Source organism: Ramlibacter sp. Leaf400 (assembly GCF_001424545.1).
Classification (GTDB): domain Bacteria; phylum Pseudomonadota; class Gammaproteobacteria; order Burkholderiales; family Burkholderiaceae_C; genus Ramlibacter.
This window is the reverse complement of the sequence record NZ_LMQL01000010.1, coordinates 66,728-90,268: the sequence shown is the minus strand read 5'-3', so window position 1 is coordinate 90,268 and position 23,541 is coordinate 66,728. Positions and strand designations below refer to the sequence as shown.

General features: G+C 70.6%; 23 protein-coding genes. 2 read left to right on the top strand and 21 right to left on the bottom strand.

All coding sequences use genetic code 11. From position 1 onward, the window contains the following. Positions 1–6: 6 nt before the first annotated feature. From ASG30_RS11420 to ASG30_RS11330, 19 genes are all read right to left on the bottom strand, one after another. Positions 7–1,335, bottom strand: coding sequence for an adenylosuccinate synthase (locus ASG30_RS11420; protein ID WP_055896140.1), 1,329 nt, complete (start codon positions 1,333–1,335; stop codon positions 7–9). 28 nt (positions 1,336–1,363) lie between these two features. Further along, complete coding sequence (locus tag ASG30_RS11415; protein WP_055896137.1) at positions 1,364–2,512, bottom strand: ATP phosphoribosyltransferase regulatory subunit; 1,149 nt, start codon at positions 2,510–2,512, stop codon at positions 1,364–1,366. A 139-nt stretch (positions 2,513–2,651) separates the two neighbouring features. Then, positions 2,652–2,840, bottom strand: coding sequence for a DUF2065 domain-containing protein (locus tag ASG30_RS11410; protein WP_055896133.1), 189 nt, complete (start codon positions 2,838–2,840; stop codon positions 2,652–2,654). Between the two features lies 1 nt (position 2,841). Beyond that, the gene (gene hflC / locus ASG30_RS11405) at positions 2,842–3,762 is read right to left on the bottom strand and encodes a protease modulator HflC (RefSeq protein ID WP_055896131.1); all 921 of its coding nucleotides are present in this window, start codon (positions 3,760–3,762) and stop codon (positions 2,842–2,844) included. Positions 3,763–3,777: 15 nt separating this feature from the next. Next, positions 3,778–5,103 (bottom strand): FtsH protease activity modulator HflK, encoded by a 1,326-nt coding sequence (hflK, locus tag ASG30_RS11400; RefSeq protein WP_055896130.1) that lies wholly within the window; start codon positions 5,101–5,103, stop codon positions 3,778–3,780. Between the two features lie 42 nt (positions 5,104–5,145). Continuing rightward, positions 5,146–6,330 carry a GTPase HflX gene (hflX, locus tag ASG30_RS11395; RefSeq protein WP_055896127.1) on the bottom strand — a complete coding sequence of 395 codons (1,185 nt, stop codon included), beginning with the start codon at positions 6,328–6,330 and terminating at the stop codon, positions 5,146–5,148. 68 nt (positions 6,331–6,398) lie between these two features. After that, positions 6,399–6,647, bottom strand: coding sequence for an RNA chaperone Hfq (gene hfq, locus ASG30_RS11390; RefSeq protein WP_055896124.1), 249 nt, complete (start codon positions 6,645–6,647; stop codon positions 6,399–6,401). Positions 6,648–6,795: 148 nt separating this feature from the next. Next, a complete protein-coding gene (der, locus tag ASG30_RS11385) occupies positions 6,796–8,133 on the bottom strand; it encodes a ribosome biogenesis GTPase Der (protein ID WP_055896121.1) in 1,338 nt (445 codons plus the stop codon). A 20-nt stretch (positions 8,134–8,153) separates the two neighbouring features. After that, positions 8,154–9,284 (bottom strand): outer membrane protein assembly factor BamB, encoded by a 1,131-nt coding sequence (bamB, locus tag ASG30_RS11380; protein ID WP_055896117.1) that lies wholly within the window; start codon positions 9,282–9,284, stop codon positions 8,154–8,156. Between the two features lie 17 nt (positions 9,285–9,301). Continuing rightward, complete coding sequence (locus ASG30_RS11375) at positions 9,302–9,991, bottom strand: YfgM family protein (RefSeq protein WP_055896114.1); 690 nt, start codon at positions 9,989–9,991, stop codon at positions 9,302–9,304. Between the two features lie 51 nt (positions 9,992–10,042). Then, the gene (gene hisS / locus ASG30_RS11370; RefSeq protein ID WP_055896111.1) at positions 10,043–11,362 is read right to left on the bottom strand and encodes a histidine--tRNA ligase; all 1,320 of its coding nucleotides are present in this window, start codon (positions 11,360–11,362) and stop codon (positions 10,043–10,045) included. 21 nt (positions 11,363–11,383) lie between these two features. After that, positions 11,384–12,658 carry a flavodoxin-dependent (E)-4-hydroxy-3-methylbut-2-enyl-diphosphate synthase gene (ispG, locus tag ASG30_RS11365; protein WP_055896109.1) on the bottom strand — a complete coding sequence of 425 codons (1,275 nt, stop codon included), beginning with the start codon at positions 12,656–12,658 and terminating at the stop codon, positions 11,384–11,386. Then, positions 12,658–13,584 carry a helix-turn-helix domain-containing protein gene (locus tag ASG30_RS11360; RefSeq protein WP_055896107.1) on the bottom strand — a complete coding sequence of 309 codons (927 nt, stop codon included), beginning with the start codon at positions 13,582–13,584 and terminating at the stop codon, positions 12,658–12,660. The genes ispG and ASG30_RS11360 overlap by 1 nt, the downstream gene beginning before the upstream one ends. Then, complete coding sequence (pilW, locus tag ASG30_RS11355; RefSeq protein ID WP_082522048.1) at positions 13,577–14,398, bottom strand: type IV pilus biogenesis/stability protein PilW; 822 nt, start codon at positions 14,396–14,398, stop codon at positions 13,577–13,579. The genes ASG30_RS11360 and pilW overlap by 8 nt, the downstream gene beginning before the upstream one ends. 2 nt (positions 14,399–14,400) lie before the next feature. Continuing rightward, a complete protein-coding gene (gene rlmN, locus ASG30_RS11350; protein ID WP_055896105.1) occupies positions 14,401–15,570 on the bottom strand; it encodes a 23S rRNA (adenine(2503)-C(2))-methyltransferase RlmN in 1,170 nt (389 codons plus the stop codon). A 16-nt stretch (positions 15,571–15,586) separates the two neighbouring features. Beyond that, on the bottom strand, positions 15,587–16,012 hold the full coding sequence (gene ndk, locus ASG30_RS11345; protein ID WP_055896102.1) for a nucleoside-diphosphate kinase: 426 nt from the start codon (positions 16,010–16,012) through the stop codon (positions 15,587–15,589). Positions 16,013–16,134: 122 nt separating this feature from the next. After that, positions 16,135–17,700, bottom strand: coding sequence for a pseudouridine synthase (locus ASG30_RS11340; RefSeq protein WP_082522047.1), 1,566 nt, complete (start codon positions 17,698–17,700; stop codon positions 16,135–16,137). A 7-nt stretch (positions 17,701–17,707) separates the two neighbouring features. Next, on the bottom strand, positions 17,708–18,421 hold the full coding sequence (gene scpB / locus ASG30_RS11335; RefSeq protein ID WP_082522046.1) for an SMC-Scp complex subunit ScpB: 714 nt from the start codon (positions 18,419–18,421) through the stop codon (positions 17,708–17,710). A gap of 72 nt (positions 18,422–18,493) precedes the next feature. After that, positions 18,494–19,582 (bottom strand): RluA family pseudouridine synthase, encoded by a 1,089-nt coding sequence (locus ASG30_RS11330; RefSeq protein ID WP_082522045.1) that lies wholly within the window; start codon positions 19,580–19,582, stop codon positions 18,494–18,496. Between the two features lie 15 nt (positions 19,583–19,597). On the opposite strand from ASG30_RS11330, the gene ASG30_RS11325 reads away from it, so the two are divergent. Next, positions 19,598–20,395, top strand: a complete 798-nt coding sequence (locus ASG30_RS11325) for an outer membrane protein assembly factor BamD (RefSeq protein WP_055896099.1) — start codon at positions 19,598–19,600, stop codon at positions 20,393–20,395. A gap of 5 nt (positions 20,396–20,400) precedes the next feature. Here the strand turns inward: ASG30_RS11325 and ASG30_RS11320 are convergent, their stop codons facing one another. After that, positions 20,401–22,449, bottom strand: coding sequence for an ATP-dependent DNA helicase (locus ASG30_RS11320; RefSeq protein ID WP_055896097.1), 2,049 nt, complete (start codon positions 22,447–22,449; stop codon positions 20,401–20,403). A gap of 10 nt (positions 22,450–22,459) precedes the next feature. Continuing rightward, complete coding sequence (locus tag ASG30_RS11315; protein ID WP_055896094.1) at positions 22,460–22,663, bottom strand: YdcH family protein; 204 nt, start codon at positions 22,661–22,663, stop codon at positions 22,460–22,462. Positions 22,664–22,772: 109 nt separating this feature from the next. Here ASG30_RS11315 and ASG30_RS11310 point away from each other — a divergent pair, with 109 nt between their 5' ends. Beyond that, positions 22,773–23,534, top strand: coding sequence for a PP2C family protein-serine/threonine phosphatase (locus ASG30_RS11310; protein ID WP_055896088.1), 762 nt, complete (start codon positions 22,773–22,775; stop codon positions 23,532–23,534). Positions 23,535–23,541 lie beyond the last annotated feature (7 nt).

The window sequence follows — 23,541 nt, the reverse complement described above, 5'->3', positions numbered from 1 at the left end:
TGGGGCTCAGGCCAGGTACGGGTGCCGCATCATGATGGTGTGGTCGCGGTCCGGGCTGGTCGAGATGATATCGATGGGCACGCCCGTCACCTGCTCGATGCGCTGCAGGTACAGCCGCGCGTTGACCGGCAGCTTCTCGTACTGCGTCACGCCCACGGTGCTGTCGGTCCAGCCTTGCAGGGTCTCGTAGATCGGCTTGCAGCGCGCGATCTCGTCGGCGCCCAGCGGCAGGATGTCGACGTGCTCGCCATCCAGCTCGTAGCCGGTGCACAGCTGCAGCTCCTCGATGCCGTCCAGCACGTCCAGCTTGGTGATGCACAGGCCCGACAGGCCGTTGACCTGCGCGCTGCGCTTCAGGAGCGCCGCGTCGAACCAGCCGCAGCGGCGCGAGCGCCCCGTGGTCACGCCCTTCTCGGCGCCCACCGTCGACAGGTGGTAGCCCACCGTGCCCGGCGTCTCCCAGTCCAGCTCGGTCGGGAACGGCCCGCCGCCCACGCGCGTGCAGTACGCCTTGGTGATGCCCAGGATGTAGTGCAGCATGCCCGGCCCCACGCCCGCCCCGGCGGAGGCGTTGCCGGCCACGCAGTTGCTGGACGTCACGTACGGGTAGGTGCCGTGGTCCACGTCGAGCAGCGTGCCCTGCGCGCCCTCGAACAGGAGGTTGTCGCCGTGCCGGTGGGCCTCGTTCAGCTCGCGCGAGACGTCGGCCATCATCGGCCGCAGCTGCTTGCCCAGCTCGAGCGCCTCGTCCAGCACCGCCTGGAAGTCCACCGCGGGGGCGTGCAGGAAGGTGGTGAGCACGTGGTTGTGCAGCTCCAGCACCACCTTGAGCTTCTCGGCGAAGCGCTCGGGATGCTTGAGGTCCTGCACGCGCAGCGCGCGGCGCGCGATCTTGTCCTCGTAGGCCGGGCCGATGCCGCGGCCGGTGGTGCCGATCTTCTCGGTGCCGCCCTTCTCGCGCAGCGACTCGCGTGCCACGTCCAGCGCCGCGTGGAACGGCAGGATCAGCGGGCAGGCCTCGCTGATGCGAAGGCGCGATCGCACCTCGACGCCGGCCTTCTCCAGGCCCTCGATCTCCTCGAACAGCTTGGCGGCCGACAGCACCACGCCGTTGCCGATGTAGCAGCGCACGCCCGGCCGCATGATGCCGCTGGGGATCAGGTGCAGCGCGGTCTTCACGCCGTTGATCACCAGCGTGTGGCCGGCGTTGTGGCCGCCCTGGAAGCGCACCACGCCCTGCGCCATCTCGGTGAGCCAGTCGACCAGCTTGCCCTTGCCTTCGTCGCCCCACTGCGTGCCCACGACGACCACATTGCGACCCGTTGTCTTGTTCATGACGGAGAAACCCGGAAAAAAGTGAAATTCAGAGGGGGCGCACGGCCCACTGGCCGTGCTGGGCGACCAGCTCGCGGTCGCAGTGGAACTCGTCCACTTCGCTTTCGTGGCCCGGCAGCACGCACACCACCGTCTCGCCCTCGGCGCGCAGGCGCGAGATGGCGGCGCGCAGCTGCGGCTGCTCGCCCCAGGGCGCGCGGATGGCGGCCTTGAGCGGCCGCTTGGCCACCACGCCCACCAGTTCCTTGAGGTCGAGCGAGAAGCCCACCGCCGGCCGGTTGCGGCCGAACACGGCGCCGACCTCGTCGTAGCGGCCACCGCGCACCAGCGCGTCGCTCACGCCCGGCGTGTAGATGCCGAAGCGCATGCCGCTGTAGTAGGCGTAGCCGCGCAGGTCGGCCAGGTCGTAGGTGACCGCGGCGCCTTCGAGGTGGCGGCCGATCCACTCCAGCTGGTCGAGCGCCTGCGCGATGGCGGGCAGCGGCGGCAGCACGCGGCGAGCCTCGGCCAGCACGGTGGAGTCGCCATACAGGTTGATCAGCGCCGCCAGGCCTTCGCGCGACGCCGCCGGGAAGTCGCGCGTGAGCCGCGCGAGCGAGGACGCATCCTTGGCGGCGAGCGCCCCGTGGACGTCGCGCAGCACCTTCGGGTCGACCGAGGCGCCGTCGAACAGCGAGCGGACGATGCGGGCATCGGCCAGGTCCACCGTCAGCCACGAGACCTGCGTGGCCTTCAGGCAGTCGAGCGCGAGCAGCAGGACTTCGAGGTCGGCCTCCAGGCCCGCATGGCCGTAGATCTCGGCACCGAACTGCAGCGGCTCGCGGGTGGCGTGGGGCCGGTCGGGGCGGGTGTGCAGCACCGGGCCGCAGTAGCACAGGCGCGCGACGCCGGAGCGATTGAGCAGGTGGGCGTCGATGCGGGCGACCTGCGGCGTGGTGTCCGCGCGCAGGCCCATCATGCGGCCGGACAGCTGGTCCACCAGCTTGAAGGTCTGCAGGTCCAGCGCCTCGCCGGTGCCGGTGAGCAGCGACTCCAGGTGCTCCAGCAGCGGCGGCATCACCAGCTCGCAGCCGTAGCCGCGGGCGGTGTCGAGCAGCTGGCGCCGCAGTTCCTCGATGTGCCGGGCCTCGGACGGCAGGACATCGGCGATGTGATCCGGGAGGACCCAGGCGGACATGAAGAAGTGGGGGGCTGTTAAAAGCGGCATTTTACCGGGGCGGGTGCGGCGGCTGAGCTTCGGTCCCCCGACCGTCATTCCCGCGAAGGCGGAAATCCAGCGCTTGCGGCTTCTGCGGCCCTTCCCCGGACGCGCCTGGCTAGGTCGAGAACCAGAGCAGGACCAGCCCCAGCCCCACGCTGCACAACCCGAAGAACCGCAGCTGCCCGTCCTTCAGATCGAGCAGCTTGCGGAAGGTGTTGCGCCAGCCGCCTGGCGCCAGCAGGGGGAACAGTCCCTCGAACACCAGCACCAGGGCGAGGGCCGCCCAGAGCGTGTCGCTGTCCAACTCAGCGACGCGGGGCCGCCGGCTGTGCCGACGCGCCGGCCGGGGCGCCCGGCCCGCGGAAGGCACGGAAGAACTCCGACGCGCTCGGGTCCACCACCAGCACGTCGGCACGCTTGTTGAAGGTGGCGCGGTAGGCTTCGAGGCTGCGGTAGAACTGGGCGAACTGGGGGTCGCGCCCGAAGGCGTCGCCGTAGATGGCGGCGGCCTGGCCATCGCCCTCGCCCTTGATCTTCTGCGCGTCGCGGTAGGCGTTGGCGATGATCACTTCGCGCTGGCGGTCGGCATCGGCGCGGATCTTCTCGCTCTCGGCGGCGCCGGTGGACCGCAGCTCGTTGGCCACGCGGCGGCGCTCGGCTTCCATGCGGCGGTAGACCGACTCGGTGATGGCCTCGCTGTAGTCCACGCGGGTCACCCGCACGTCGATGACGTCGATGCCCCAGGGCTGCCCGCCCCGGACCTGCTCCAGCACCTCGGCCTTCACGTCGGCCATCAGCTGCTCGCGCTGCGACGACAGCAGGTCGCGCACCGTGCGCTTGTTGACCTCCTGGTTGAAGGCGCTGCGCACCACGTTGGAGAGGCGGTTGGCGCCGGTGGCCTCGTCCAGGCCCACGGTGCGGATGTACTGGGTGGGATCGGTGATGCGCCAGCGCACGAACCAGTCGATCACCACCGGCTGCTTCTCGGCGGTGAGCACCGGGGTGGTGTCGTTGCTGTCGAGGTTGAGCAGGCGCTTGTCGATGTAGCTGACGTTCTGGAACGGCGGCGGCAGCTTGAAGTTGAGGCCGGGCTCGGTGATCACTTCCTTGATCTGGCCGAGCGCGTAGACCACGCCGAACTGGCGCTGGTCGACGACGAAGAGCGTGGAGCTGAGCAGGGCCAGGGCCACGAGGGCCGCTGCGCCGATAAATCCGATTCGGTTCATTGCGTGGTGCTCCCGTCAGCGCGACTCGCGTTCGCGGCCGCGGGCATTGGTGTCCCGGTTGCGGACGTCCGGGGACGAACTGGTGCCGGCGCCGCCGCCCGCCGGGGGCGTGGGGGCCGCGGACGGATCGGGGGCCACGGCGGCGGCGCCGCCCTGCGACACCTGCTGCAGGATGCGGTCCAGCGGCAGGTACAGCAGGTTCGAGCCCTGGCGCGAATCGATCATCACCTTGGTGACGTTGGCGTAGATCTGCTGCATGGTCTCCAGGTACATGCGGTCGCGCGTGACCTGGGGGGCCTTCTGGTATTCGGTGAGCACCGAGCGGAAGCGCTGTGCATCGCCCTGGGCCTGGGCGACCACGCGGGACTTGTAGGCCTCGGACTCCTCGCGCAGGCGGGCGGCGGAACCGGCCGCGCGCGGGATCACGTCGTTGGCGTAGGCCGCGCCTTCGTTCTTCAGGCGCTCGCGCTCCTGGCCGGCCTTGTTGACGTCGTCGAACGCGGCCTGCACCTGCTCGGGCGCGCGCACGCCGCCCTGCTGCAGGTTGATGGCCACGACGTCGATGCCGACCTTGTAGCGGTCCAGGATGGTCTGCATCACCGTGCGCACGCGCGGGGCGATCTGCTCGCGCTCCTCGCCGAGCGCGGCGTTCATCTGCATCTTGCCGACCACCTCGCGCACGGCCGTCTCGGCGGCCTGCACCACGGTCTCGGCCGGGTTCTTGCTCTCGAACAGGTAGGCGCGCGCGTCCTTCAGGCGGTACTGCACGGAGAACTTGATGTCCAGGATGTTCTCGTCCTGGGTCAGCATCGCCGATTCCTTGAGGCCGGTCGCCTTGATGACCGTGTCGCGGCCGATGTCGACCGAGCGGATCTGGGTGACGTACACGACCTCGTGGCGCTGGATCGGGTACGGCAGGCGCCAGTTGAAGCCCGCGCCCACGGTCGACTTGTAGCGGCCGAACTGCGTGATCACGGCCTGCTGGCCTTCCTGCACGATGAAGAAGCCGGTGCCCAGCCAGATCAGCAGCAGCACCGCGGCGATCAGGCCGATGCCCACGCCCGCGCTCTTCATGTCGGGCTGGAAGCCGTTGTTGTTGTTGTTGTCGGGCCGGCGGCCGCGGCCGCCGCCGAACAGGCCGCCGAGGCGCCGGTTGAAATCGCGCCAGAGTTCGTCCAGGTCGGGCGGTCCCTGGTTGGGGCCCCGCTCAGGGCGCTGCGGGTCCGGACGGTTGTCCTTGCCGTCGTCGCCGCCGCGTCCCCACCGGGGATCGTTCAGGTTGAACATGCCTCTGAGGCGTCCGCCGAGGGCGGACCCGATGCCGGGCAGGGGGAGCTTCATTCGGGAGTGTTTCTCTTCGTTGTCTGGCTGGATTGTGCCCAATCAGGCGGCGGTATCGTGCAATTCGGGACTTGTCTGAAGGGATTGCGGACGCGCCGCCTCGGCGGCCCGCCCGGCGAGCTCCTGGCGCAGCGTGGGCAAGCCATCGGCGGTGCGGCTGCTGACGAACACGCGGCGCACCGGAGCGCCCTCGAGCTCGAAGACGTCGCTGCGCAGGCGTGGCCGCTGCGAGGGGTCCAGCGCGTCGAGCTTGTTGAACACCAGCAGCTGCGGAACCTGGTCGGCGCCGATCTCGTGCAGCACGCGCTGCACCTCGGCGATCTGCTCGGGGTGGTGCGGGTTGGCCGCGTCGACCACGTGCAGCAGCAGGTCGGCATCGGTCGCCTCCTGCAGCGTGGCTTGGAAGGCGTCGATCAGGCCGTGCGGCAGGTCGCGGATGAACCCGACCGTGTCGGACAGCGAGACGGAGCGGCCGCCCGAGCCGCCCTCGACGTCGTCGAGGTACATCCGGCGCGTGGTGGTGTCCAGCGTGGCGAACAGCTGGTCGGCCGCGTACGCCTGCGCCTTGACCAGCGCATTGAAGAGCGTCGACTTGCCGGCGTTGGTGTAGCCCACCAGCGAGATGTTGAAGGCGCCCTGCCGCTCGCGCTGGCGGCGCTGCGTGTGGCGCTGCTTTTTGACCTTATCCAGCCGGTCGCGCGTGCGCTTGATGGCGTCGCCGATCATCCGGCGGTCGAGTTCGATCTGCTTTTCGCCCGGGCCGCCGCGAACGCCGGCGCCGCCTGTCTGGCGCTCCAGGTGCGACCACCGCCGCACCAGCCGTGTGCTCACGTACTGCAGTCGCGCCAGTTCGACCTGCAGCTTGCCTTCGTGGCTGCGGGCGCGCTGCGCGAAGATCTCCAGGATCAGCAGCGTGCGGTCGTTGACCGGCAGGCCGAGGTGGCGTTCCAGGTTGCGCTGCTGGCCGGGGCTGAGCGACTGGTCGAACAGCACCTCGGTGGCGCCGGTCTCTTCGGCCAGCGCCTTGATCTCGTCGGCTTTGCCGCGCCCGACAAACAGCGCCGCATCGGGCGCCTTGCGCTTGGCGGTCATGCGCGCGACGGGCTCGAGGCCCGCTGTGCGCGCGAGTTCGCCGAGCTCCTGGAGTTCGGCGTCGAAATGCGGCAGGCCGAGGTCCACCCCGACGAGGATCGTGGGGGCGGCGGGTCTTGCTTGGGAGTCGGACAAAACGGGGAATCCGGGGGTATCAGGGATGGACACGCCCGGCGGGGAGCGCACGCACCGCGTGCTCGCGGTCAGCTGGCGGCGGCTTCGTTGCTCTCGGCCGTGGTGAAGTTCACGGCGCGACCGGGGACGATGGTGGAAATGGCGTGCTTGTAGACCATCTGCGTCACGGTGTTGCGCAGGAGGACCACGTACTGGTCGAAAGACTCGATCTGCCCCTGCAGCTTGATCCCGTTGACCAGGTAGATCGACACCGGCACATGCTCACGTCGCAGCGTGTTCAGGAACGGGTCTTGTAGAAGCTGCCCTTTGTTGCTCACGATATTCTCCGTGTTCGGGGTGTTGTTGGAAAACGCACCTTACCACAGCAACACAGCTGTGCAAGTAGTTTGCTTTCGATACGGCAGCACATGGGGACGGACCCATCCGCTTCAAGGGCGCGCTCCGCCGTGGAGCATCGCGCACGCCCTACTCCTTGTCGGCGTAAGGGTTCTTCGAGGTCTTCATCTCGATGCGCAGCGGCGTGCCGATGAGGTTGAATTCCTTGCGGAACCGGCCCTCCAGGAAGCGTTTGTACGCATCGGTGACGTGCTCCAGCGAGTTGCCGTGCACGATGATCACCGGCGGGTTCATGCCCCCCTGGTGCGCGTAGCGCAGCTTGGGGCGGAACATGCCCGCGCGCTTGGGCGACTGGAACTGCACGGCTTCCTGCAGCAGCCGCGTGAGCACCGGCGTGGGCATCTTGGTCATCGCCGACTTGTGCGCCTGCGCTATCGAGGTCCAGACCGGGCCCAGGCCCTGCCGCTTCCTGGCCGAGATCAGGTGCAGCGACGCGAATTTCAGGAAGGCCAGCCGCGCCTCGATCTGGCGCTGCAGCTGTTCGCGCTGGTACTCGTCCACCGCGTCCCACTTGTTGACCGCGAGCACCACCGCGCGGCCGCTCTCCAGGATGTAGCCGGCGATGTGCGCGTCCTGGTCGGTCACGCCCTGCGTGGCGTCCAGCAGCAGCAGCACGACGTTGGCCGACTCGATGGCCTGCAGCGTCTTGACCACCGAGAACTTCTCGATCGCCTCGAACACCTTGCCCTTGCGGCGCAGTCCGGCGGTGTCGATCAGCTCGTACTTCTGCCCGCCCCGCTCGAAGGGCACCGTGATCGCATCGCGCGTCGTGCCCGGCAGGTCGAAGGCGACCAGGCGCTCCTCGCCCAGCCAGGTGTTGATGAGGGTGGACTTGCCCACGTTGGGCCGGCCGGCCACGGCCAGCTTGATCACGCCCTCCTCGGCCTCGCCCGCTTCTTCCTCCTCGTCGGGCAGGTTCAGGGGCTCGAACGCGACCTCCACCAGGCTGCGGATGCCCTGGCCGTGCGCGGCCGAGACGGGATGCACCTCGCCCAGGCCCAGCTCGTAGAACTCGGACAGCTGCACGCCCTCGGTCATGCCCTCGGCCTTGTTGGCCGCCAGCACGGTGGGCTTGCCCAGCTTGCGCAGGTAGTTGCCGATGTCGTGGTCCTGCGCCGAGAGGCCGCCGCGCGCATCGACCACGAAGACCACGACGTCGGCTTCGGCCACCGCCTGCCGGGTCTGCTTGGCCATCTCCGAGTAGATGCCGCTCTCGGCCGTCGGCTCGAAGCCGCCGGTGTCGACCACGATGAACTCGTGCTTGCCGTGTTTGGCGTTGCCGTAGTGGCGGTCGCGCGTGAGGCCGGCGAAGTCGGCCACGATGGCGTCGCGCGACTTGGTCAGGCGGTTGAACAGCGTCGACTTGCCGACGTTCGGGCGGCCCACCAGGGCCATCACGGGTTTCATGGTGCCACCCGGTCTTTCAGTTATTGCGGAACGAAGGCGTGGACGCCGCCCGCGCGCGTGACCACGACCAGGGTGGTGCCCGCCACCACCGGCGCTGCCGCCACGGGGCTGCCGTCGGTGGTGACGCGGGTGCGCAGCGTGCCGTCGTCGCGCGAGAGCACGTGCAGGAGGCCGGTGCTGTCGCCCACGGCCACCGAGCTGCCCACCACGAGGGGCGTGCCCAACCCGCGGTACAGCAGTTTGTCGTGCACCCAGGCACGCTCGCCGGAATCGCGGCGCCAGGCGACGATGCGGCCGTCGGACTCGGTGCCGATGACCATGCGCTCGTCGCCGCTCACGCCTTCGCCGCCGTTGGCCGGCTTGGTCCAGGCCACCGTGCCGCGGTTGGCGTCGACGCAGCCCACCGAAGCCTGGAAGGCCCGCGCGCAGACCGAGTTGCCCACCCGGCTGACGCGGCCGACCAGATCGACCAGGCGCTCGACGTCGTTGGTGCCGCGCGGCGTGGCGATCGGCGCTTCCCAGCGGATGCTGCCGTTGGCCGGGTTCAGCCCCGCCAGGCGGCCGCCCTGCCCCGCCACCAGCGTGTCGCCCACAGCCAGCAGCACGCCGGCCTGGCGAAGCACCAGGGGCTCGCCGGGACGCGACTGGCTCCACAGGCGGCGGCCGGTCTGGCCGTCGAAGGCGATCACCGAACGGTCGGCGGCCAGCACGAAGACGCGGTTGCCCGCCACCAGCGGCGCGGTGTAGGCCTGGGCCGGGATCTTCTCGCGCCAGAGCACCTTGCCGCCCGAGAGCGCGACCACTTCATTGGCTTGCGTCACCACCGCCGCGGTGGTGCCGTCGCTGCCGACGCCGGCGGCGATCGGCGCGCCCACGCTGGCGCGCCACAGGTCGCCGCCGGTGGCCGCATCCAGCACGGCCACCGTGCCGTCGCTGCTGGCCACGGCGAGCTGGTTGCCGCTGACGTTGACGGCCAGCGGGAAGCCCACCTCGCCGACCTTGTTGTTCCACGCCGGCCGGATGCCGAGCGTGGCCGGGTTCGGCGGCAGCTCCGCCGCCTTGGGCTTGTCGGCGCCGCCGAAGAACGGCAGCGAGGAGCAGCCCGCCAGGACCAGGGCCACGGCCGCTGCGGCGATCCCGCGCTGGAACATCCCTTGCGTTGCCGCCCTCATGACTTGGCGGTCCCGGACGTGGCCTCCTTGGCCGGGGCCAGGCTCTTGGGATCCACGCCGAGCGCGGTGAGCTTGACCTCCAGCAGGCGCCGGTACTCGGCGCCTTCGGCCAGGCCCTGGTAGGCCTTGCTGTACTCGGCCTTGGCTTCGGCCTTCTTGCCCTGCAGGTTGTAGATGTCGCCGCGGCGGTCGGCCACCAGCGCCTTGAATTCCTCGGGCACCTCGGCGCCGAGCTGCTTGAGCGCCTCGTCGTAGGCCTTGGTCTCGACCAGCAGCCCCGCCAGGCGCAGGCGCGCCACCGCCTGCAGGCCTTCGTCGGAGGACTTGTCCGCCACCCACTGCAGGGCCGCCTTGGCCGCGTCGGGCTTGCCCTTGTCGGCCGCGGCCTGGGCCACCATCAGGCCGGCCTGCTGCGCGAACACCGTGCTGCCGTACTTGTCCTTGACGTCCGCGAAGCCCTGCTCGGCCCGCGCGAGGTCGCCACCGCGCACCGCGCGCTCCACCTCCTCGTACAGGCCCGAGGCCTTGGACGACTGGGTGCGCTGGTACCACTGCCAGCCGTTCATGGCGGCGATGGAGCCGAACACGACGATCAGCAGCCAGGAGATGAGGTTGCCGTAGGTCTTCCAGAAGTGCTTGATCTGGTCAAGCTGCTCCTGTTCTTCGAGGTCGAGATGCGAGGCCATGGGGTCCTTGTGCCCGGACGGGGCAACCGGGCATTGTAGTGACGAGGGAGATCAGCTCTTCAGGGTCTGGGCCCAGGCGGCCGCATCGGCCAGCGGGCGGCGCTGCTGCGCCCCCGAGCCGTCGCGCAGCGCCTTGACCGTGACGTCGCCGGCCGCGAGCTCGTCGCCGCCGAACACCAGCGCGTAGCGGGCGCCGCTCGCGTCGGCCTTCTTGAACTGCGACTTCAGGCTGCCCAGGCCGTCGGGCCCGGCGGCGTGCTGCAGTACCCGCACGCCGGCGGCGCGCAGCGCCTCCACCGTGGCGATCACCTTGGGCAGCGGCGCGTCGGCCGGCACCACCGCATAGGCATCGGGCGACGCGTCGGGCACGGGCAGGCCCAGCTCCTGGATCAGCAGCAGCAGGCGTTCGATGCCCAGGCCGAAGCCGACCGCCGGCGCCGGCTTGCCGCCCAGCTGGCCGATCAGGCCGTCGTAGCGGCCGCCGCCGCACACCGTGCCCTGGGAGCCGAGCTGGTCGGTCACCCACTCGAACACGGTGAGGTTGTAGTAGTCCATGCCGCGCACCAGGCGCGTGTTGACCCGGTACTCCAGGCCGACCGCGTCGAGCGTGGCGCGCACGGCGTCGAAGTGCGCTTTGGACGCTTCGCCGAGGAAGTCCATCAGCCGCGGCGCGTCTTCGATCAGCGCCTGCATCGCCGGGTTCTTGCTGTCCAGTATGCGCAGCGGGTTGCTGTGCAGGCGGCGCTGGGCGTCGGCATCCAGCGTCGCCGCGTTCTGCTCGAAGTGGCGCACCAGCGCGTCGCGGTGGGCGCGGCGCTCGTCGGGCTGGCCCAGGCTGTTGATCTCCAGCCGCACGTGGCGGCCCTCGACCAGGCCCAGCTCGCGCCAGAGCGAGCGCGCCATCAGGATCATCTCGGCGTCGACGTCCGGGCCGGCGTAGCCCAGGGCCTCCACGTCCAGCTGGTGGAACTGCCGGTAGCGGCCCTTCTGCGGGCGCTCGTGGCGGAACATCGGGCCCAGCGTCCAGATGCGAAGCGGCCCGTTGTACAGGGCGTTGTGCTCGATCATGGCGCGCACGATGCCGGCGGTGGCCTCGGGGCGCAGCGTGAGGCGGTCGCCGTTCATGGCGTCGACGAAGGAGTACATCTCCTTCTCGACGATGTCGGTGACCTCCCCGAGGCCGCGCACGAACAGCGCGGTGGGCTCGACGATGGGCGTCAGCAGGTACTGGTAGCCGTAGCGCGCGAGCACCGTGCGCACGGCCGACTCGAACCATTGCCACAGCGCCGAGTCCGGCAGCTTGTCCGTGCGCGGCACCGAGGCCGGCAGGATGTCGTTCATGCCTTTGACGGCACTGAGTTTGTCAGCCATGGGGGCTTGTCAATCCGGGGATCAGGCGGTTTCGGCGACGGAGCCGAAACGCTTGTCGATGTAGTCCTCGACGATGCGGTGGAATTCGGCGGCGATGTTCTCGCCGCGAAGCGTCAGGGCCTTCTGGCCGTCGATGAACACCGGCGCGGCCGGGGCCTCGCCGGTGCCGGGCAGGCTGATGCCGATGTCGGCATGCTTGCTCTCGCCCGGGCCGTTGACGATGCAGCCCATGACGGCGACCCGCAGGTTCTCGACGCCCGGGTACTTGCTGCGCCACAGCGGCATGTTGGCGCGCAGGTGGTCGTCGATCTGCTTGGCCAGTTCCTGGAAGGTGGTGCTGGTGGTGCGGCCGCAGCCCGGGCAGGCGGTCACGCTGGGCACGAACACCCGCAGGCCCAGCGCCTGCAGGATCTCGGAGGCGATCAGCACCTCCTGCGTGCGCGACTCGCCCGGCTGCGGCGTGAGCGACACGCGGATGGTGTCGCCGATGCCTTCCTGCAGCAGGATGCCCAGCGCGACGCTGGAGGCGACGGTTCCCTTGGTGGCCATGCCGGCCTCGGTCAGGCCCAGGTGCAGCGCGTAGTCGCAGCGGCGCGCCAGTTCGCGGTACACCGAGATCAGGTCCTGCACGCCGCTGACCTTGCACGACAGGATGATCTGGTGGCCGGGCATGCCCATCTCCTCGGCCCGTTTGGCCGATTCGATGGCCGACATGATCAGCGCCTCGTACATCACGCTGCGCGCTTCCCAGGGCTCGGCGCGCGCGTGGTTCTCGTCCATCAGCGAGGCGAGCAGCTCCTGGTCGAGGCTGCCCCAGTTGACGCCGATGCGCACCGGCTTGTTCCAGCGCATGGCGGCTTCGATCATCTGGCCGAACTGCCGGTCGCGCTTGTCGCCCTTGCCCACGTTGCCGGGGTTGATGCGGTACTTGGACAGCGCCTGCGCGCAGTCGGGAAATTCGGTCAGCAGCCGGTGGCCGTTGTAGTGGAAGTCGCCGATCAGCGGCACGTCGATGCCCATGCGGTCCAGCTGCTCGCGGATGTAGGGCACCTGCCTGGCGGCTTCGGGCGTGTTGACCGTGATGCGGACCACCTCGGAGCCGGCCACGGCCAGCTCCTTGACCTGGATGGCGGTGGCGATGGCGTCCTCGGTGTCGGTGTTGGTCATCGACTGCACGCGCACCGGGGCGTCGCCGCCCACGGTGACCACGCGCGAGCCCCAGGCGATGCTGGCCTGGCGGGTGCGTCGGGAAGCGGGAGCGGCCGGCAGGACCGGCAGGCAGGGAGTGGGGAGCATTACTTGATCTCGAAGCGGGCGACGTTGTCGCGCGACACCGGCCGCAGGTCGAACGGCTTGCCGCGCACCTCCACGGCAGTCGTGTTGACGCTGCCGATGGTGACGGCCAGCGGCAGCGTGCCCGTGGCGCCGGCGCTCTCGCCGGCGGCCAGCAGGCGGCGCAGCGAAACGTTGCCCTGCCGGTCGGTGACCTCGACCCAGGACGGCCCACTGGCCTTGAAGACGACGATGCCGGCGGCGGCTGCCGCGGCGGCGTTGGGGGAGGCCACCGGGGCGCTCGCAGGCGCGGCCGCAGGCGTGCCGACGGTGGTGGAGATGGTCGAAGGCTGGGAAGGAACGGTCACGGCGCCCGTGGACGGCACGGCGCCCGGCGCGGCGCCGGCCGGCCGGGGGATGTCCACCATGGTCGTGACCTGCCCTGCGGTGGCCGCGGGCACGACCACCGGTTCGGCCATGGGCACGGCCGGGGTCTCCGCGGCGGGCGCGGCCACCGGGACTTCGCTGCCGCGCAGGTTGGGCAGCAGCAGGATGGCGATGGCGCCCAGGAGCAGGCCGCCGACGGCCAGCGTCACCGGCCGCTTGAGGGATTCCTGCCAGCCCGGCGGGGCGGCGTCGCCAGGCGCCCGGAACGGCGCGCCGATGGCTTCGGTGTCGGGCACCAGGCGCGGCACGGCGCTCTGGGGCAGCCGGTCGAGGATCGGCTGGGCGTCGACCTTGAGCGTGCGGCAGACGCTGGAGGCCAGCGCGCGGGTGAACACCGCATCGGGCAGCTGGTCGTAGCGGTCGTTCTCCAGCGCCTCGAGCTTGCGCACCGGCACCTTGAGCGACACCGCCAGCGCGGCCACGTGCAGGCCGGCGGCCTCGCGCGCGCGGCGCAGCAGCGTGCCCGCGCTCGGGCCGGTGTCCAGGGCGGCGGCCTCACTCATCGAAGGCTCCGCGATCCAGGCGCCCGACCTCGCGCGATTGCGGGAAGCGGCGCTTGAGCTGGTCGGACAGCTGGGCCATGGCGACGCGGTCGCCGAGCTTGCGCTCGACCTTGATGCCCAGCCACAGCGTCTCGGCGTTGGCCAGCTGGCTGTTGTTCAGGCGGCGCACCAGGAACTGCGAGCGCTGCAGCTCGCCCCGGTCGTACAGCAGCGACGCGAGGTTGTAGCCGATGATGGGATTGCCCGCGTCGAGCTCGTAGGCGCGCGCCAGGCTCTTCTCCGCCTCGACCCGCTTGCCGGCGCGATTGAGGCACAGGCCCTGCGTCATGAGCGTCTTGGCACGGTCGCCGTACTGGGGATTGGTGATCGCCTGCTCGAACGCCTTGTCAGCCTCGTCGAAGCGGCGCTGCTGGCAGTACAACCAGCCGAGGTTGTGGACGCTGTTGCCATCGCGCGAGTTGAGCGAGACGGCGCGCTTGAAGCTGTCCTCCGCCTGGCGGACGTCGTTCAGGCGCATGTAGATCAGGCCGCGCAGGTTGTACGCGTCGGAAAAGCTCGGGTCCGCCGCGATCACGTGCTTGAGTTCGTCGAGGGCAACGGTGGTCTGGCCCTGCTCGAAGTAGCCGACCGCAAGCTCCATGCGGATGCGGGCTCGGCGGCGCTCGTCGGTTTCGTCGAAAGCCGTCTGGATCTCGGACGAACCGCCGCTGGCGCCGGTCGCGGCGCAGCCTCCCAGCACCAAGGCCGCGGACAACAGTCCCGCCCACGGCATGGCTGCCGCCAGCAGCCCCACCATCCCCACGCTGCGCTTCATGCTCAGGTCTCCTTGGAGCCGGCGCCGACGGGCACCGGTTTCAGCATCATGGTGCGCTGCTGGGCGATGCGTTGGCCCACGCGGGTGCGGTCCTTGATGTCGCCGGCCAGCTGGCCGCAGGCGGCATCGATGTCGTCCCCTCTCGTCTTGCGCACGGTGGTGACGATACCAGCATCACTCAGCAATTTCGCGAAGGCTGCCACCCGGGTGTTGGGCGATCGCGTCAGCCCGGACTGGGGAAATGGATTAAAGGGAATCAGGTTCAGCTTGCAGCTGACGCCGCGTCCGGCGTGGTGCCGCACCAGGTCGACCAGCTGCGCTGCGTGCTCCGGCTGGTCGTTGACCCCGTCCAGCATGCAGTACTCGAAGGTGATGAAGTCGCGCGGCGCGTGCTCCAGATAGCGGTTGCACGCGTCCAGCAGTTCGGCCAGCGGGTACTTGCGGTTCAGGGGGACGAGGTTGTCGCGCAGCGGGTCGTTCGGCGCATGCAGGGAGACGGCCAGCGCCACCGGGCAGTCCTCGCCCAGGCGGTCCATCATCGGCACGACCCCCGAGGTGGAGACGGTCACGCGCCGGCGCGACAGGCCGTAGCCGTGGTCGTCCAGCATGACGCGCAGCGCCGGAACGAGCGCCGAGTAGTTCTGCAGCGGCTCGCCCATGCCCATCATCACCACGTTGGAGATGACGCGCTCGCCGGTCTTGAGGTGGCCGCGCAGGAAGTGCTCGGCGAACCAGAGCTGGGCGACGATCTCGCCGGTGGTCAGGTTGCGCGAGAAGCCCTGGTGCCCGGTGGAGCAGAAGCGGCAACCCACGGCGCAGCCGGCCTGGGACGACACGCACAGCGTGCCGCGGTCGTCCTCGGGGATGAACACCGCTTCGACGGCGTTGCCGTCACGCACGTCGAACAGCCATTTGATGGTGCCGTCGGCGGACTCGTGCCGGGAGATGACCGGCAGGGCCTCCAGGGTGGCGACGGACTTGAGCTTTTCGCGCAACGACTTGGCCAGGTCGCTCATCTGGTCGAAATCGCGCGCGCCCCGCTGGTGGATCCAGCGGAACAACTGCGTGGCGCGGAAACGCTTCTCCCCCAGCGTCTCGCAGAACGCGGCCAGCCCTTCGAGATCGAATTCGAGGAGGTTGGCCCGGGGGCCAAGCTCAGGACTGGCCGTCATCGCATGCAGTCTCCCGTCAGCGGGAGTAGACGTTCATGCCCGGGAAGAAGAACGAGACTTCGACCTTGGCGGTTTCGGGAGCGTCGGAGCCGTGCACCGCGTTGGCGTCGATGCTGTCGGCGAAGTCGGCGCGGATGGTGCCCTTGTCGGCCTTCTTCGGGTCGGTGGCGCCCATCAGGTCACGGTTCTTGAGGATGGCGTTCTCGCCTTCCAGCACCTGGATCATCACCGGGCCGGAGATCATGAAGTCCACCAGGTCCTTGAAGAACGGGCGGGCCTTGTGCACGGCGTAGAACTGCTCGGCGTCCTGGCGGGACAGATGCGCCATCTTCGCGGCGATGACCTTCAGGCCGGCGGCCTCGAAGCGGGCGTAGATCTGGCCGATCACGTTCTTGGCCACGGCGTCCGGCTTGATGATGGAAAGAGTGCGTTCGATCGCCATTTGGAAGCTACCTGTCGATTTGTTGTGGGAAAGCGCGCCGTTGGTTCATGCCGAGGCGCGAAAGTTCGGCAAAGCCCGATATTTTAACCCGGAGGCAGTACGCCGCCCCCGCAACGAGGGCTTCAGCGGCCGCCGCGGCCGCCGCCGCGACGAGGACCGCCTTGGCCACCGCCGCCGCCGCCGCCGCCGCCACCGCCGCCACCACCTCCGCCGCCGCGGCGAGGGCCACCCCCGCCTCCGCCGCCTCCACCGCCGCCCGGTCCTTGCCGGTGGCGCATGAAGCTGTCGGCACCGATGTAGCCGAACGAGGTCTTCATCGGATCGGGCTGCGAGTTGTTGCCGCCACCGCCACCGCCACCCCCGCCGGAGCGGTCCTTGGACCGGCGCTGCTGCTGGGGCTGGCCGCCGGGACCGCCCCTGCCGCCGGGCTGGCCGTTGCCGCGGTTGCTGCCGTCCGGCCGCGGGCCGCCGCTGCGGTTGCCGCGCCGGCGGTTGTTGCGCGATTTGCCGCCGCCCTCGCCTTCACCCATGCGCTCGCCGGACAGCGGGCCGCCCGAGGCCTGCGTCAACGCGCGGATGTCGCGCTCGTCCAGCTCCAGCCAGGCGCCGCGCTTGAGGCCGCGCGGCAGCACCATGGCGCCGTAGCGGATGCGGATGAGGCGGCTGACCGCATGGCCGAGCGCCTCGAACAGGCGGCGCACCTCGCGGTTGCGGCCTTCCGAGATCGTCACGCGGTACCAGGTGTTGGCGCCCTCTCCGCCGCCATCCTCGATGGCGCCGAACTGGGCCCTGCCATCGTCCAGCTCGATGCCTTCCAGCAGCCGCGCCTTCTCGTCGGAGGAGAGCGCGCCCAGCACGCGCACCGCGTATTCGCGCTCCAGGCCGAAGCGCGGGTGCATCAGCCGGTTGGCCAGTTCGCCCGAGCTGGTGAAGAGCAGCAGCCCTTCGGTGTTCAAGTCCAGGCGGCCGACCGACTGCCACTTGCCCTGTTGCAGCCGGGGCAGCTTGCGGAACACGGTGGGACGGTTCTGCGGATCGTCGTGCGTCACCACCTCGCCCACCGGCTTGTGGTAGGCGATCACGCGGGCGGCGGGCGGCGCGATGCGCACCTTGATCGGCCGGCCGTTGACCTTGATCTGGTCGCCCCACTGGATGCGCTGGCCGATGTGGGCGGGCTCGTTGTTGACCGAGATCCGCCCTTCCATGATCAGCTGTTCCATCTCCAGCCGCGAGCCCAGGCCGGCCTGGGCCAGCACCTTGTGCAGCTTGGGCGTCTCGGCCTGCGGCGCCAGCACTCGCTTGGGCGCGGCGGCCTCGGTGCTGACCTCCTGCTCGTCGAAGCGGCCGGACACCACGTCCTCGAAGCGGATCGGCTCGGCCGGCGGCACCGGCGCGGGACGATCGCGCCGGCCCCTCGGCCGGTCCTCGTCGTCCTCGTCGTCCTCGTCGTCATCGTCACGGTCCTCGCCGTCATCCTCGTCCTCGTCCTCGTCGTCGGAGGAGTTGTCGACGCGCGGGTGGGGCTGGGGCTGTGGCTGGAGCTTGGGTTCGGCCTCGGCGCGAGGGCCGGCCTGCGCCGCGTCCTGCAGGTCCGCCGCGGTTTCGGGCGCGGCCTGCCGAGCCGCCTGTTCCTGGTCTTCCGGAGGAGCGGAGGAATCGTCCGCGGCGGGCTGGTCGGTGGGGTTCATGGGGACTTCAGGTCAGCGCGGCGGGGGCCGCATCGCCGGGTTCGCCCGGCGGAACATCATCGGAGGGGGAAGAGGTGTGGGTGGCGGCCGCGTCGGGGGCCGGCGGCTCGGTGGCAGCGTCGGACGCGGTGTCGGGGCCGTCGATGGCCAGGGCCGGCTGCAGCGAATCGTCGCCGGCGGCCAGGCCGGCCAGGGCGGCGACCTGCTGCGAGGGCGACTCCAGCATCGGCAACTGGTCCAGCGAGCCCAGGCCGAGGTCGTCGAGGAACTGCCGGGTGGTGGCGTAGAGCGCCGGGCGGCCGGCCGCCTCGCGGTGGCCGATCACCTCGACCCAGCCGCGGTCCTCGAGCTGCTTGAGGATCTGCGTGTTGATGGTGACGCCGCGGATGTCTTCCATGTCGCCGCGCGTGACCGGCTGCCGGTAGGCGATGATGGCCAGCGTCTCGAGCGTGGCGCGGGTGTAGCGCGGCGGTTTCTCGGGGTGGAGCCGGTCGAGGTACTCGCGCATCTCGGGGCGGCTCTGGAAGCGCCAGCCGCTGGCCACGCAGACCAGCTCGACGCCGCGCTGCGCCCAGTCGTGCTGCAGGTCCTCCAGCAGCGAGCGGACGGTGTCGGCGCCCAGCTCGTCGCTGAACAGCACGCGCAGCTCGCGCAGCGGCAGCGGCTGCTGCGAACAGATCAACGCGGTTTCGAGGACGCGCTTGGCATCCGCGGTATTCATGTTCTTGCGTACTTCCTGGCTGGATCGGGCGCCGGCGGCGCGCCAGTCATGGGCCCGGTGGGCGGGGCGGCGTCATCGCCGGGGCCGGCCTCCCGCAGGCTGTGCGGCAGGCCCGGCGGGCATGGCGGGAGGCGCCATCGCCGGAGCCGGATTGTAACGCAGCCCCCAGGACGACAGCCCGTGCACCAGGTCGGCCGGAAGGGCCGACGCGAAGTCCAGCGCCTCTCCCGTCATCGGGTGGCGGAAAGCGAGCCGGAAGGCGTGCAGCGCCTGCCGGCCCAGGCCGCTTTCCATGCTGCCGCCGTACAGGGCATCGCCCACAAGCGGGTGCCCCAGGTGCGCCATGTGCACGCGGATCTGGTGGGTCCGGCCGGTGTGCAGGCTGGCCCGCACCAGGCAGCCCTGGTCGGCCGCATCGAGCAGCTCGAAGGTGGTCATCGCGGGCTTGCCCGGATCGTTCGGACCGACCACCGCCATGCGCAGCCGGTTGCGCGGATCACGTCCGATCGGCGCCGTGACGACGCGGGTGGTGTCGCCGCGCCAGCGGCCCTGCGCCAGCGCGAGGTACTGCCGTGTCACCTCGCGCGCGGCGATCAACTTCACCAGGGCGTCCATCGTGGCGCGGGTGCGCGCCACCACCATCAGGCCGCTGGTGTCCTTGTCCAGGCGATGGACGATCCCCGCGCGAGGCAGCAGGCCGGCGCGTTCGTCGCGCGCCAGCAGGCCATTGAGCAGCGTGCCGGTCCAGTTGCCCGGCGCCGGATGCACGACCAGCCCCGGCGGCTTGTCGATCACGAGCAGGTGTTCGTCCTCGTGCACCACGGCCAGCGGCATGGGCTCGGGGCGGAAGGCCAGGCTCTGGGGCGTGGGCCGCAGTTCGACCGCGATCGCGTCGCCGGCCTTCACGCGGTGCGCGGCACGCGCCACGCGGCGGCCGTTCAGGAGGACGGCGCCGCCGTTCACCAGCTGCTGCAGGTAGCTGCGCGAGAACTCGGGCACCAGTTCGGCCAGCGCGTGGTCGAGGCGGCGGCCATGCCGCGCCTCGTCGACGGCGAACTGCCGCAGCTCGGACGCGGCTTCGCCTTCGGCCTCGTCGTCCGCCAGCGGCGGCGCGGGGTCCGGCCCGGGGGGCGCTTCTATAATCTTGTGGCCCTGTTTCAAGAAGGTCTGCGGTCCATGCTTCGTGCGAAATTATCCGGTGTCGTCGGCACCGCGCTCCTGCTGCTGGCGGCCTGCTCCTCCACCCCCGAGGACAAGACGGCGGCCTGGAGCCCGAACCGCATCTACGCCGAAGCGCGCGACGAACTCAACGCCGGCTCGTACGACAAGGCCGTGCCCCTGTTCGAGAAGCTGGAAGGCCGCGCCGCCGGCACCCCGCTGGCGCAGCAGGCCCAGCTGGAAAAGGCCTACGCGCAGTACAAGGCCGGCGAGCAGGCCCAGGCCATCGCCACGCTGGACCGCTTCATGAAGCTGCATCCGGCCAGCCCCGCGGTCGACTACGCGCTCTACCTCAAGGGCCTGGTCAACTTCAACGACAACCTGGGCATGTTCTCATGGCTGGCCCGCCAGGACCTGTCCGAGCGCGACCAGAAGGCGGCCAAGGAATCGTTCGAGGCCTTCCGCGAGCTGGTCGGCCGCTACCCCGAATCGCGCTACACGCCGGACGCGCGCGCCCGCATGACGTACATCGTCAACTCGCTGGCGCAGTCCGAGGTGCACGTGGCGCGCTACTACTACACCCGCGGCGCCTACGTGGCGGCGATCAACCGCGCCCAGTCGGCGCTGGCGGACTACCGCGACGTGCCGGCCCTCGAGGAGGCCCTCTTCATCCTGGTGCGCTCGTACGACGCGCTGGGCATGCCCGAGCTGCGCGACGACAGCCGCCGCGTGCTGGAGAAGAACTATCCCCAGAGCGAGTACCTGACCAAGGGCTCCAAGAGCGACCCTGACCGGCCCTGGTGGCGGATCTGGTGAAGCCCTCAGGCCGCCGCGGCTGAATCCCGCGCGCTGGCCAGCGCCTCGAGCGCTTCTTCGAAATCCTCCTGCGACGACAGCCGCCGCATCGGCGGCAGCGCGGCCAGCAGGCGGCGCCCGTAGCCCATCTGCGCCAGGCGGGTGTCGCACACCACCAGCACGCCGCGGTCGGACTCGCTGCGGATCAGCCGCCCCGCGCCCTGCTTGAGCGCCACCGCTGCCTCGGGCACGAAGTAGTCGTTGAACGGGTTGCGGCCCTGGGCCTGCAGCCGCTGCGAACGGGCCTCCACCAGCGGATCGCCCGGCGGCGGGAAAGGCAGCTTGTCGATCACCACCAGCTCGAGCGCGTCGCCCGGCACGTCCACGCCTTCCCAGAACGAGGCCGACGCCACCAGCAGGCAGCCCGGCCGGCCCGGCCCGGCGCCTTCGCGAAAGCGCTCGATCAGGCGGCGCTTGGGCCACTGGCCCTGCACCAGCACCTCCAGCGCCATCGAGCCCTGGAAGCGCCGCTGCAGCTCTTCGCCGATGCCGCGCAGCGCGCGCAGCGTGGTGGTCAGCACCATGGTGCGGCCGCCCAGGCGCTGGGCCGCCTGCGCCGCCAGCCGAGCCACCGCCAGGCTGTGGCCGGGATCGTTGGGCTTGGGCAGGTCGCGCGGCAGGTACAGCGCGGCCTGCTCGGGATAGTCGAACGGGCTGCCGACCCGCAGCACCTGCGCATCGTCGAGCCCGCAGGGCTCGGTGAACCAGCGCAGCCGCGCGTCGTCGCCCAGCGTGGCCGAGGTGAAGATCCAGGCGCGACCGCCGGGGGCAGAAGGCTCGTCGCCCTGCCCGACCTCGCCTTGCTCCGGCACAGGCGCGGCCTTGAGCAGCCGGGTGCGCACCGCCTGCGCGATGTCCAGCGGCGACTCCACCAGGCGCAGCTGCGGCCCCACGTCGAGCCAGCGCACGGCGTCGGGCGCGGCCGCGGCCAGGAAGCGGGCGCTGCGCTCGGCCAGCGTGGCCGCGCGCTCGTGCAGGCGCACGAAGTCGGGTGCGATCTCGCTCACGGTCGCCAGCGCCTTCATCGCCGTCTCGCAGGCGGCCTGCACGTCCTCCAGGGCATCCAGCCAGTCGTCCTGCGGCACGCCTTCGGGGGCCGGCCCGCTCCAGCGCAGCCGGTTGCCAGCCGTGGTGCGCCCGACCACCAGCCGCAGCTCGCGCGCCGAGCGGTCCAGAGCGGCCGCCACCTCCTGCCAGGGCGCGAGGCCGCGGGCAAGCTGCAGGCCGGCGGCCAGCAGGTCGCGCGTGAAGTCCAGCAGCTGGCCGGTGCCCAGCTGGGCGCCCAGGAACTGCACGCCGGTTTCATTGAGCTGGTGGGCCTCGTCGAACACCGCCACCTTCACGGTGGGCAGCAGTTCGGCCATGCCCGACTCGCGCACCGCCAGGTCGGCGAAGAACAGGTGGTGGTTGACCACCACCACGTCGGCGGCGAGAGCGTCCCGCCGGGCGCGGTTCACATGGCACTCGCGGAACTTCGGGCACTGCGCGCCCAGGCAGTTGTCGCGCGTGGACGTCACCAGCGGGATCACCGGCGAGCGTTCGTCCAGGCCGGGCAGCTCGGCGAGATCGCCGCTTCGCGTGGCCTGGGCCCATTGCTCGACCTTCGCGAGGGCCAGCGCGGCGCTGCGATCGGTGGCGCCCGGGTCGCGCCGGGCGATGTCCAGGCGGTGCAGGCACAGGTAGCTGCCGCGGCCCTTGAGCAGCGCGGTACGCACCGGCAGGCCGAGCGCCTCGACCAGGCGCGGCAGGTCGCGGCCGAACAGCTGGTCCTGCAGCGTCTTGGTGGCGGTGGACAGGAGCACGCGCTCGCCCGAAAGCAGCGCCGGCACCAGGTAGGAGAAGGTCTTGCCCACGCCCGTGCCGGCCTCGACCACCAGCGCGCCGCCCTCCTCGATGGTGCGGGCGACGGCCAGCGCCATGTCGGTCTGGGCGGCGCGGGGGCGGAAAGCGTCGGCCGCGCGCGGCAACGCGCCGTCGGCCTCGAAGGCGCGGCGGACCGCTTCAGTCAACGTCATCGGGGCGGGTTCAGGCAGGTTCCTTGGGGTCCAGGGCCAGCTCGAGCTGGGCGATCAGGTCGCGCAGCGCCAGCCGGCGCTTCTTGAGGCGGCGCAACATGAGTTCGTCCAGGGGCTGCTCCTGCGCCGCCGCGTCGATCAGGGCGTCGAGGTCGGCATGCTCGATGCGCAACTCGATCAGGCGCCGCTCGGGCGAATGCAGGTTGGATTCCACGTTCGATGGTTGCCTTCTCCGCGGAGGAGCTGGCGCGGGTTCACACGATAATAGGGCTCCGCAGTCAATTATCGCGCGCGGCCCGCCGACGCGCGCATCCCTCTCCAGCATGGGCAAAGGCTACCGACTCACCGCAGCGACGGGCATCCACCGGGGTGACCGCGAGTACCAGCAGGACCAGGTCTGCCTCATCGCCCACCCCCGCGTCAGCGGTTGCGTGCTGGCGGTGGTGGCCGACGGCATGGGCGGCCGCAGCGGCGGCCGCAAGGCGTCGGACCAGGTCATGCTCACGGCCCGGCAACTGTTCGAGCGCTACTCGCCCGACCACGACGACGCCGGCGTCCTCCTCAAGCAGGTGGCCCAGGAGGCGCACCTGGTCATCAAGCTCACCGCCATCGCCGCCGAGCAGGAGCCGCACAGCACGATCGCCGCTTTCCTGATCAACCCGGCCGGCGACTGCCACTGGGTGCATGCCGGCGATTCGCGCATCTACCACTTCCACGGCAGCAACATGGTCAAGCGCACGCTCGACCATTCCTACGTGCAGACCCTGGTGGACGCCGGGCAGCTCACCGAGGAAGAGGCCAACGTGCACCCGCAGTCCAACATCCTCATGGGGTGCCTGGGCGCCGAGGAGGACCCGCCGGCCACGCTGCACCACGTGGCGCAGCTGCGCCCCGGCGACTCGCTGATGGCCTGCAGCGACGGCGTGTGGCACTACTTCAGCCCGAACGAGCTGGGTTCGGTGCTGTCCTCGCTGTCCCCGCGCGAGGCCAGCGAGTTCCTGATCGAGAAGGCGCGCTCACGGGGCCGCGGGGGCGGCGACAACCTGTCGCTGGTGATCGTCAAGCTCGAGCCGCTCGAGGGCTGAGCCAGGC

Bases quoted from the DNA above. Each gene is read 5' to 3' on its own strand.
- hflK (WP_055896130.1), bottom strand. From the start codon at position 5,103: ATGAAGCTCCCCCTGCCCGGCATCGGGTCCGCCCTCGGCGGACGCCTC.
- ASG30_RS11375 (WP_055896114.1), bottom strand. From the start codon at position 9,991: ATGGCCTCGCATCTCGACCTCGAAGAACAGGAGCAGCTTGACCAGATC.
- ASG30_RS11340 (WP_082522047.1), bottom strand. From the start codon at position 17,700: ATGAACCCCACCGACCAGCCCGCCGCGGACGATTCCTCCGCTCCTCCG.
- ndk (WP_055896102.1), bottom strand. From the start codon at position 16,012: ATGGCGATCGAACGCACTCTTTCCATCATCAAGCCGGACGCCGTGGCC.
- ASG30_RS11420 (WP_055896140.1), bottom strand. From the start codon at position 1,335: ATGAACAAGACAACGGGTCGCAATGTGGTCGTCGTGGGCACGCAGTGG.
- ASG30_RS11320 (WP_055896097.1), bottom strand. From the start codon at position 22,449: ATGACGTTGACTGAAGCGGTCCGCCGCGCCTTCGAGGCCGACGGCGCG.
- pilW (WP_082522048.1), bottom strand. From the start codon at position 14,398: ATGAAGCGCAGCGTGGGGATGGTGGGGCTGCTGGCGGCAGCCATGCCG.
- ASG30_RS11415 (WP_055896137.1), bottom strand. From the start codon at position 2,512: ATGTCCGCCTGGGTCCTCCCGGATCACATCGCCGATGTCCTGCCGTCC.
- bamB (WP_055896117.1), bottom strand. From the start codon at position 9,284: ATGTTCCAGCGCGGGATCGCCGCAGCGGCCGTGGCCCTGGTCCTGGCG.
- ASG30_RS11325 (WP_055896099.1), top strand. From the start codon at position 19,598: ATGCTTCGTGCGAAATTATCCGGTGTCGTCGGCACCGCGCTCCTGCTG.
- rlmN (WP_055896105.1), bottom strand. From the start codon at position 15,570: ATGACGGCCAGTCCTGAGCTTGGCCCCCGGGCCAACCTCCTCGAATTC.
- hflC (WP_055896131.1), bottom strand. From the start codon at position 3,762: ATGAACCGAATCGGATTTATCGGCGCAGCGGCCCTCGTGGCCCTGGCC.
- der (WP_055896121.1), bottom strand. From the start codon at position 8,133: ATGAAACCCGTGATGGCCCTGGTGGGCCGCCCGAACGTCGGCAAGTCG.
- ispG (WP_055896109.1), bottom strand. From the start codon at position 12,658: ATGCTCCCCACTCCCTGCCTGCCGGTCCTGCCGGCCGCTCCCGCTTCC.
- ASG30_RS11310 (WP_055896088.1), top strand. From the start codon at position 22,773: ATGGGCAAAGGCTACCGACTCACCGCAGCGACGGGCATCCACCGGGGT.
- hisS (WP_055896111.1), bottom strand. From the start codon at position 11,362: ATGGCTGACAAACTCAGTGCCGTCAAAGGCATGAACGACATCCTGCCG.
- scpB (WP_082522046.1), bottom strand. From the start codon at position 18,421: ATGAATACCGCGGATGCCAAGCGCGTCCTCGAAACCGCGTTGATCTGT.
- ASG30_RS11360 (WP_055896107.1), bottom strand. From the start codon at position 13,584: ATGAGTGAGGCCGCCGCCCTGGACACCGGCCCGAGCGCGGGCACGCTG.